Origin of the sequence: Nostoc sp. JL33 (genome assembly GCF_017114985.1) — a bacterium.
Taxonomy (GTDB): domain Bacteria; phylum Cyanobacteriota; class Cyanobacteriia; order Cyanobacteriales; family Nostocaceae; genus Nostoc.
In genome coordinates, this window is sequence record NZ_JABXKP010000073.1 from 1 (window position 1) to 9435 (window position 9435).

Annotated in this window: 9 protein-coding genes; 4 read left to right on the top strand and 5 right to left on the bottom strand. The window is 40.3% G+C overall.

All coding sequences use genetic code 11. The annotated features are described in order from the left end of the window. Positions 1-123: 123 nt before the first annotated feature. From HWQ23_RS20525 to HWQ23_RS20540, 4 genes are all read left to right on the top strand, one after another. The gene (locus HWQ23_RS20525; protein WP_292831994.1) at positions 124-1326 is read left to right on the top strand and encodes a WD40 repeat domain-containing protein; all 1203 of its coding nucleotides are present in this window, start codon (positions 124-126) and stop codon (positions 1324-1326) included. Positions 1327-1527: 201 nt separating this feature from the next. After that, complete coding sequence (locus HWQ23_RS20530) at positions 1528-2316, top strand: SDR family oxidoreductase (RefSeq protein WP_292831997.1); 789 nt, start codon at positions 1528-1530, stop codon at positions 2314-2316. A gap of 93 nt (positions 2317-2409) precedes the next feature. Next, a complete protein-coding gene (locus HWQ23_RS20535; RefSeq protein WP_292832000.1) occupies positions 2410-3129 on the top strand; it encodes a rhomboid family intramembrane serine protease in 720 nt (239 codons plus the stop codon). 127 nt (positions 3130-3256) lie between these two features. Continuing rightward, on the top strand, positions 3257-3928 hold the full coding sequence (locus HWQ23_RS20540) for a rhomboid family intramembrane serine protease (protein ID WP_292832003.1): 672 nt from the start codon (positions 3257-3259) through the stop codon (positions 3926-3928). Positions 3929-4097: 169 nt separating this feature from the next. On the opposite strand, the gene HWQ23_RS20545 is transcribed toward HWQ23_RS20540, so the two are convergent. The 5 genes from HWQ23_RS20545 to HWQ23_RS20565 all read right to left on the bottom strand — a co-directional run bounded on the left by HWQ23_RS20545 (position 4098) and on the right by HWQ23_RS20565 (position 9113). Continuing rightward, a complete protein-coding gene (locus HWQ23_RS20545) occupies positions 4098-5192 on the bottom strand; it encodes a T3SS effector HopA1 family protein (protein WP_292832006.1) in 1095 nt (364 codons plus the stop codon). Positions 5193-5248: 56 nt separating this feature from the next. Continuing rightward, positions 5249-6394 (bottom strand): aminoglycoside phosphotransferase family protein, encoded by a 1146-nt coding sequence (locus tag HWQ23_RS20550; protein ID WP_292832009.1) that lies wholly within the window; start codon positions 6392-6394, stop codon positions 5249-5251. Positions 6395-6522: 128 nt separating this feature from the next. Continuing rightward, the gene (locus tag HWQ23_RS20555) at positions 6523-6720 is read right to left on the bottom strand and encodes a SapB/AmfS family lanthipeptide (protein WP_292832012.1); all 198 of its coding nucleotides are present in this window, start codon (positions 6718-6720) and stop codon (positions 6523-6525) included. Positions 6721-6808: 88 nt separating this feature from the next. After that, positions 6809-7927: a T3SS effector HopA1 family protein gene (locus tag HWQ23_RS20560; protein ID WP_292832015.1), complete on the bottom strand. Its 1119-nt coding sequence runs from the start codon at positions 7925-7927 to the stop codon at positions 6809-6811. Positions 7928-7943: 16 nt separating this feature from the next. Continuing rightward, positions 7944-9113 carry a phosphotransferase family protein gene (locus HWQ23_RS20565; RefSeq protein WP_292832018.1) on the bottom strand — a complete coding sequence of 390 codons (1170 nt, stop codon included), beginning with the start codon at positions 9111-9113 and terminating at the stop codon, positions 7944-7946. Positions 9114-9435 lie beyond the last annotated feature (322 nt).

The window sequence follows — 9435 nt, forward strand, 5'->3', positions numbered from 1 at the left end:
GTTTTTACTGCTGAATTATTTTAATCTACGCTTAATTTAACAATGTATCAATTAATTTATCCTAAGTTTGGCTAATCCAGATGTTTTTTTCTCGCTCGTGAGAAATCCGGGATTAGATATCGTTTGCGCGATGCTTCTACAAAACAAAAAATCGATGCTCTTTTAGAAGCATTTCAATATGGGGACAAAGGAATAGATTTAGTAATCCAGGCATTGGGCGATGGCGTCAGAGAAGTGCGGGAATCAGCTTTGCTCTTATTGTCCTACAGCAGCGAAGCTACTACTGAACAAGCCATATTGAATTATCTGCCCTTTGCAAAAATGCAATGCCTACATACCTTAACGGAATTTAATCTCGATTGCTACAACCCTGAACAACATCATCCAGATTATTTTGCGATCGCAGACTACAATAACACCCTTATTTGCTATTGGGATCTGTCTTATAAACAATCTTTCGTTAATATTTGGCATTTAGAAACAGGTCAAAGCAAGAAAGACTTTGATCTGGCGATGGCTCACGAATTTGGTTTAGGCAAAAGCGGCAAAGTGTGTATCATTAGCTTTCAGGACATTCTCTGGCCATTAGATACAGAAACGCAAGACCCGATTGGCACTTATCCCAATTACCTTATGCGTTCTATGCTAGCCAACCATTGCTTGACTGTCTGCTCAACTAAGCAGCCATTGCTTGCCACGGGCTATACTGTGGGTAAAAGAGGAGAGTTAGAGATTTGGGATTATGAAACCTATACTCGTCGCCTCCATCATAAATTTCAGGATTGGGCTTTAGTACCTTTTAGTAATTTGCCTTTGGTGCCTTTGGGTAACTACATATCACCCATATCACCCCTTCTCTTCACTCCTGATGGAAAATTGTTGGTTGCATATTTTAAGCAGAGATTGCAGAATAAGCTACAACTCTGGAATACCGAAACAGGAGAACTTACTCAAACATTAGATAATCTGCCTGCCCTGACAGTAAATTCACTTGCAAATTCCCTTGATGGGCAAATTTTGGCTTGCGGAATCCGGGAAAAGAAAGTATGTGTATGGGAATTGATCAGCGATCGCATTCTCTATACATCTTCGGCTGTTGCTCCTTGCCTTTTGAGTTCAGATGGTAGAGTTTTAATCTACTGTACAGACAACTACGAAATAGTTGTTTGGGATTTAGCAATGAACAGAAAATTATGCATATTGCGGGGACACACAGCGCCAATTGGTTATGTTGCCATGAGTAGCGATCGCAACTTCATTGCTAGTTATAGCATTGATAGAACAATTAAAATCTGGGGAGTGCCAGAGTCCCTTAAATACCAGTAGCGACCTGTAAATAATATCGGAATTGAGAATAAATTATTTGCAAATAACGGGTAATTTATCGTTGAATTGGAATAAGATGCGGTGAATGGTTTAGGGGTTACGATCGCCTAGATTACGACAAAAAGCGATCGCATTGGGCATCTCCAAGATAAAATATTAGGTTATTGATAGCTTGAAAATAAAAAATCCGCAGAATCACAAATGAGCGATGCCTACGGCGGGCGTAGCTGCCGCTGGACACTTACAGGAAAGAAAGCACTGGTTACAGGTGCCACCAAAGGTATTGGACTAGCTGTTGCCAATGAGTTCTTATCTCTGGGTGCAGAAGTCACGATTGTGGCACGGAATTCCCAGGATGTTGACCAACAACTAATTATCTGGCAACAAGCAGGATTACCTGCTTATGGGATTACGGCAGATGTTGCAACCCCTGATGGTCGTCAAGTCATTTTTGAGAAGGTTAGCAAAACCTGGGATAAATTAGACATCCTGGTTAATAATGTCGGAACCAATATTAGTAAAAAATTGGTAGAGTATACCTTAGCTGAGTATGAGTTCATTATCCAGACAAACCAGACATCAATTTTTGAGATGTGCCGTCTGTTTTACCCTCTGCTTCAAAATGGGGAAAACAGCAGCATTGTGAATATAAGTTCTGTAGCGGGTTTAGTCTCGAATCGTACAGGCGCTCCTTATGGTATGACTAAAGCGGCTATAAATCAACTGACGCGATCGCTATCAGTTGAATGGGCATCAGATCATATTAGGGTAAATGCCGTAGCACCTTGGGCTATTCGCACGCCTTTAACTGAGTCTGTACTAGATAACCAAGATTTTCTGACTTTAGTTCTGTCCCAAACACCTATGGGAAGGGTTGGTCAACCAGAAGAAGTAGCGGGTTTAGTGGCATTTCTTTGTATGCCTACAGCATCTTTCATCACTGGACAATGTATCACTGTCGATGGTGGATTTTTGGCTTTTGGCTTTTAAATCTCAAAGCGAGATCCATCCAGGGGGTAGAAGAAACTACTTGCAAAATTTAGTATTGTAAAATTGCTGTCTTAAAATCAGGAAAAAACGCTTGTGGTTCCCATTAGAGATAATAATCCGATAACAATCACACCTTATGTAACTTATGGACTGATTGCTGTCAACGTCCTCGCTTTTCTTTATGAAGCAAATCTTCCCCCACAAGCATTAAATGGGTTTTTACACCTTGCGGCTGTAGTTCCACGAGAACTGACTTTAAGCTTTGGCGGCATCTCTTTACATCAACCAGTGCCAGAGTGGGCAACTTTGATTACTTCACAATTTTTGCACGGTGGTTTCTTGCACTTAGCTGGCAATATGCTGTTTCTTTGGATTTTTGGTAACAACATTGAAGATAAATTAGGTCATGTCAAATATTTGCTGTTTTATTTATCTTGCGGTATTTTGGCATCCTTGACCCAGTGGTTCTTCGCTCAAGATTCTAGCATTCCTTCTTTGGGCGCAAGTGGTGCGATCGCAGGTGTCATGGGTGCATACATTCTCCGTTTTCCTAATGCTGAAGTTCTCGGCGTTGTACCTTTAGGGTTTTTCTTCCCAACTTTCCGCGTCCCAGCATATTTCTTTTTGGGATTCTGGTTTCTCGAACAAGCCTTCTACGGATTTGCTAGTCTGGAAACACCTACTAACATCGGTATGGAAAGCGGCGGTATTGCCTACTGGGCCCATGCAGGCGGGTTTATCTTTGGGGCAATTCTCGGCCCACTGTTAGGTTTATTTAGCGATAAATCCCAGGAAGAATCTTGGTATAAGTAATTCTTCATGGTACTGTAGTACCCCTCAATTATACTAATTGATTTAGCTAAATGAAATTGTCTAAACTTCGCAACTGCCAGCCTTACAAAGTATATTGCAGCTAATCAACAATTTAGGAAAAACACCTGTGTTCCCCCTCTACGATGAAAATCGGACGCGAATCACCCCGTATTTCACCTACGGGTTAATTGGCATGAATATTTTAGTTTTTATTCACGAGGTCAACCTGTCACATGCACAATTGAATCAGTTTTTAAGTCAGTATGCAGTAATACCTCAACAGTTAACCACCAATTGGAGTGGAGAGTGGATAACGTTATTTACGTCGCAATTCTTACACGGCGGTTGGTGGCACTTAATCTCGAATATGTTGTTTCTCTGGGTTTTTGGCAACAATATTGAAGATCGATTGGGTCATTTCAAATATCTGATTTTTTATTTGGCGTGTGGTGCTTTAGCTGCCTTGTGCCAATGCTTTATTAGTATGAATTCTGAGATTCCTTCCTTGGGAGCAAGTGGTGCAATTTCTGGGATTTTAGGTGCGTATATTATCCGCTTTCCGCGCGCTAAAGTCATGACCTTAATATTTTTGGGGATTTTCATCACCACAATCAGAATTCCAGCACTATTCATAATTGGACTTTTCTTTGTGCAGAATGTGATATCTGGTCTTGCTAGCCTCCAAACAGCCGCTAACATGAGCGTGGAAAGTGGTGGAGTTGCCTATTGGGCGCACATTGGTGGTTTTGTTTTTGGGGTGATTCTCGCTCCCCTATTTGGGTTGTTTAGCCGGGACTAAGTACAAAATTTCCGAAATAATTAGCTAAACAATTGCTAACAGTTTTTATTTTCTTTTTTGTTTAAGTCCCGCTAAGAGCGTTAATGACGACAAATAATCTGTTATTCGACACCCCTCTTGACAAAAGCGCAATTTTTTAACCTGTCACAAATGGACTTACACCGTTAGCTCAGTCCAACGACGTGTAGATATCTTCCGAGTTAGGATTGAGATAGGGACGCTCTATGTCAAGCCCCAACCGGTTAAAGTGTTGGATGATATATTTCATCCGAGCTTGTTTTGATTCATCACCGTTTTGATGAGCTTCAAGCATTGCATTAGCAACAATTTCGCAGCGGTTTTCTCCAAACTGTTGTTGAAGTCCAAACTTCAGTTCAGAAGCAGGATGTTCAGCTAACCCAATACCAGGTGCGAGTACCTTAGTAAATATGGGAACCTGCTGCCGAAAGTGGGATTTATTTTCTGCGTAAATCGCTTGTAAGACTGGTAAAAGAATTTCTTTGTATCGGTAAGACTCATCTGGATTATAAGGAAATTTCAGGAATCCTGAGTTATACAACCTGTAGTTCAAAGGGTTGTGTAAAACCTCGAAGGCAAAAGGGACTTTAATTGCATTCAATTCTGTCGTTACACACTTCATGGCGGAAACGGCAGCTTCTGGACTGAAGTTGAAGTAAACAATTATTCCGTCACTGTGAAACTTTAGAGGCGGTAAACCACCTATGCCATCGCCATTTGCCCTATACCTATTTCCATTAATAAAGCTAGAAGGTAACAATACTGCTACTGGATCGTTTACATTAGCTGATTGCAAAGCTAAAGGAAGATGACGCTCTCGCTGGATGTGTAGCATCGCACCATCAAATTGTGCAGCAAGGCTACCATCAGCTTCCTGTCTAATGATGTGGTATCCTGGGTGAAAAAAACCTCTCCCTTGATTGTTTCTGTCCAGTTGTTCATAAAATTCCCAGTCTATTCTTTGGGAATCTATTTCTTGCAGAATTTGTTCGTTCGTTTTAATTCCTGGGCTTACTTCTCTTATACGCGAACCTTCAAAGTAAATACTTTGTATAAATTTTAGTAATTGAGAATTTAAGTACTTATGTTGAATTTCCTGAGGCAGTTTTTGCAGTTGTGCCACAGTAGGAGCAGGAGTTTCTATAGGAGGATAGTGAGAATGACTGATGCGGAATTCGGAGGATTCTATTTGAATGTTGCCAGCAATATCATGTAAAGTCTCCTGTAAAGTAAGTGGGAATTGCATGATAGATACTCCTACATCCTTTTGTTAACAGGGCATTTAATCAAAAATTATAAAATTCAAATTGACAAAAATTTTTCTGGCTTGCACAGTAATTGTCCAGCAATGAAAAAATATAGCTCCTGGTGACTTAAAGCTATCTCTGGCTGAAGTTGAAATTCTGCCAGGAGTTGATAAATCAAACCAAGTCCAGCAAACTGAATAACCCGCTTAAGAAATTCTGGATAATCTTCTAAAACCTTTGGGTAAGTATTAATATAAGCTTTTGTCATGGCTACAATTGAAGGACGAAAAACTTCTAGAGGTATTGTGGCTAATTGTATAGATTTTTTAACCTCAATAGCAGGATGCACAATCATACTGTCGATCCACAAGAGAAAATAGCCAAGAATTGCTTTTCCTAAATCGCAAGCTGGATCACCCCAACTACATGCTTCCCAATCAATAAGCTTTATTAGGCTTTTATCAGAATCCTGAGTTTCCGTTACTAACTTTTCCCAATGCTTAGGTATTAAAATTTTATCAAAGTGAATATTATTGTGTGTTAAACAGAAATGGCGATGATTCAACACCAGCTCTGTAACTACTTCCCTCACAGCCTCAGTTTGTTGAAAAATACCAAGAAATCTCCAAGAAACAGCTTGACTCTTCTTTAAACTCTCCGGTTCAGTCCGGCTGAGAAGATAGTCAGAAAGATAATCAGGATAAGGAAGTTGGTAGTTAAGTTTATGTTCTTCCAGTTCAGTCAGAAAAGTGTAGCACTCCTGAGAACTTATCGTCTGTGAATGTAGCTTTGCTAAAGTAGTTCCCACCAATTCTGCGATCGCATTTGGGAAAGCTTCCTGATTTTCATAATAACTTTTTAAGGTAATATAATTATTTGGGCATTTGTATATTAGTATCGAATTGCTGTCATCAAAATGCAGGACTTCTGGAATTAGTGATAAGACGTAATCTAAATCTTTGTGAGACTGTAAAAAATTATAAAAATGCCACTCTTTATAAATCCTAACATCGTTATAAAGGCTTCTATACTGAGGTATTTGTTTAACAAATAGCTTGTCTTGCTTGTGAGGTATAATTACCCAATAAAAACTTTTGCTGTGGTTAAAGTCAAATTTAAGAGAGTCTAAGTCATCTTTTTTGCATATACCAGCAATTATCAAGTAAATAAATAAGTTTTGATAGTTGAGATGAATTGTCACAAAAATATTTTTTTTATTAGACGATTCAGTTTTTGTAGTAAATTAAATATTTAATTGAGTTCCAAATCTTAATTTAATCAGAAAGTGGGCAGTAACTCACTTTCTGATTAAATTAGAGCAAAATAGTTTTAGTTGCAAGTAACTATGCTAAGAGCACTATCACCACAAAGGAGTAAGCTCGCTCCGCTATCAGCAGAGGCAATACCGCCGTTGGCTTCATTTAGTTGAACCGTTTCACTATCGGTCAGTTCATTCAAGAAGCTTTCAGAATCGGCAAAAAAGTCGGTTCCGGCTACTGTGATGTCATGATTTTTAATATTAATCATTTGACTTTTTTCAAATGTGTGTTCGATTTGTATTATACAATACGATTCTCAAGTTAAGAGGTTCTTCTGCCATGAGAAGGAATTCTCATCACAAGTTCAACGGCGTATATATGTCAAGAGAGTTAGCATTCAGGTAGGAACGCAGCAATTCAATTCCCAAAAGTGAGAAGTGCTTGAGGATAGAGGTCATCCGCCCCTGGGGGGAGTCATTGAGCGAGTGCCAAGCTTCCAGCAAACCATTGGCAACAATTTGGCAGCGGTTCATCCCAAAGCTTTCTTGGTCGGCAAATTTGCGGTCTGGTTCCTCTGCTAAACCAAGCCCTGGTGCTAGGAACTTGGTGAATAGGGGGACATCTGCGTGAAAATGCGCTTTTGTTTGTGCATAGACAGTCTCAAGCACCTGCCGGACGGCTTCATAGTTACTCTTCTCGAAATAGAGTACTCCTGAGTCATAGCGCCCGTAATCACCTGGGTTGTATAGAACCTTAAAAGTAAAGGGAATTAAAATATTGTTCAACTCGCGCGTCAGACTACCCATGACCGCTACGGCACCTGAGGGGCTGAAATTGAAGTAAATTCGCACGATTTCTGGTTCGCGGTCTGGATGACTATCACTCCGTGATCCTGCATTGCCAACTGCCACGTAGAACCCGTTTTGCACTAAATTACGAGGCATCTGGATCGCCACCAACTCACCTATAGCGGCATTTTTGGCGAGTTGCAGATGCTTGTCTGGTTCAATGTGTAAAGTCAAACCGCCCTTGGTAACAGCAAGAGTGCGATCGCTTTCTTGCCTCACTACATGCCAACCTGGATCGAAATAGCCAGTGCCCCCATTGCAGGAGTGCAATTGTTCGTAAAATGCTATGTCTACTCCTAAGCGGGTGTTATTTTCTAAATCCTGGTGCAGTGCCAAACTATCTGAATCGGTATCGAGTGTGAAAAGCGATCGCATAGAGCCGTTGTAATATATACCGTAGAGAAAACTTCGCAGTTGCAGGCTCAAATACTTATTCTGAATATCCGCAGGCATTCGCTGGAAGCGGACGACCACTTCATCTGGTAATTCCAAAGGTTTGTAATTTGGATGGCGAATACAGAAGTTGGAGTGGATTTGCACATTGCTAACAATGTCTTGCAAAGTATCCAGCAACAGTTGTGAAGCAGAATCTGGCTGTTGAGTTTTAGAAAAATTTTGTAGTTGCATGATAGTTTCGTCGCGATTAAACATCAATAGCAGCAGAAGGTCTAAACTGAGTTAGTTCTGTAGCTGCGCTTCCGAAAACAGTTGCTAAGGATTGTTCTGGACGACATAATAAACTCTTGGCAACTTGAAGCATACAAATCCCCTTATTGCCAAAGGATTTTTGGTACTGAATCATTGCCTGAATCTGTTGAATTAATGCCAAACCAGCAAATTGCACGACTCGCGGCAAGAAATTGGGGCGATGCTCTAAAATCTCCGGGAAGTTATCAAAATAAGTGTTAGTCAGAGCAGCAATGGAAGGTTGAAGCTGTTCCAGGGGGGTTATAGCCAGACGCAGAGATTCTTCGATAGTCAGAGACTTACTGATGACTAAGCTACTCAGCCAGATTTGCAGGTAGCTGGCAATGAGCGTTCCCAAATCAAAGGCAGGGTCTCCCCAGGCGGAACTCTCCCAATCAATCAGCCGGACGATGTTGAGATTTTCTTGCTCCCAATTGGTGTGTAGGAGAATGTTGTTGAGCTTGAGGTCATTGTGAGTCAGGCAACAGGGTTGGAAAGCACTAGCAAGTTTTCTTATTGCTTCCCCTAAGCTTTCGTATCGCTGATAGAGCTTAAAAAATTTCAGCCCATCTGCGGGAATGTGACCAAAAATTTCTGGTCTTATGCGTTCCATATTACGAATCCAGTTAGGCACATCAGCAGGGCTTAGATTATTAGGTTTTACTGATAAAAATTCCTGATAGTCTTGGCGATTAAAAGTGGCTCGATGAATGGTGGCGAGGATGGTGGCGAGATCCGAAGCAATTTGAGTTGGGAAAACATTCTCCTTCCCGTAGAAATCTGCTAAATCCTTATAATCATCCAAGTAGCTGAAAATAATGATAGAATATTTAGCCTCAAAATGAAGCACCTCCGGCATCCAAGGTCGAAGGTAGCTAAGTTCTGGAAACGTTTGTAAAAACTCTTGAATTCGCCATTCACTCAAAAACTCGCCCGCTGTTTTGCCTTCTTGATTGTGTCGTTCCTGCTTTATCAATAGTTTCCGACTGTCTGGTAAAGTCAGTAATAAATTAAAGTTTTTTCCTCTTATAGGCTCAACTTGATACAGAGCTTGCTCCAACTGAGTACAAAGTCCATGCTCAACTAAATAGTTAAAAATATTCTGAGAACTTAATACGAATGTCATAAACTATCGTCTTTGTATGTATCCTGCTGGCTTTGAGGAATTGCCCAACTTCTCCTCTTACACAACTGGATTTAGGGGCCGTCTTACAGCGTATCATTTTTACTGATGTATCTAGCGCTTATTAGGAGCTAAAGTCAGTAAATCGCAAAGTTTTTTTCCAAGAAAGCAAGCACTAAAATTTTGTAGCTTAAAATACATTTTTTACTCAACTATATTAACCAATAGACTAGATATCTTCAAAATATAAAGATTTGGGAAACCCTCTCTTACCCGGATTTCTCACCAAGATTGAAAAAAGAGGGGTCAAAAACTGCCAAAATGT

Excerpts from the sequence above, each read along its gene's own strand:
- HWQ23_RS20530 (WP_292831997.1), top strand. The coding sequence starts at position 1,528 with ATGAGCGATGCCTACGGCGGGCGTAGCTGCCGCTGGACACTTACAGGA.
- HWQ23_RS20545 (WP_292832006.1), bottom strand. The coding sequence starts at position 5,192 with ATGCAATTCCCACTTACTTTACAGGAGACTTTACATGATATTGCTGGC.
- HWQ23_RS20555 (WP_292832012.1), bottom strand. The coding sequence starts at position 6,720 with ATGATTAATATTAAAAATCATGACATCACAGTAGCCGGAACCGACTTT.
- HWQ23_RS20560 (WP_292832015.1), bottom strand. The coding sequence starts at position 7,927 with ATGCAACTACAAAATTTTTCTAAAACTCAACAGCCAGATTCTGCTTCA.
- HWQ23_RS20565 (WP_292832018.1), bottom strand. The coding sequence starts at position 9,113 with ATGACATTCGTATTAAGTTCTCAGAATATTTTTAACTATTTAGTTGAG.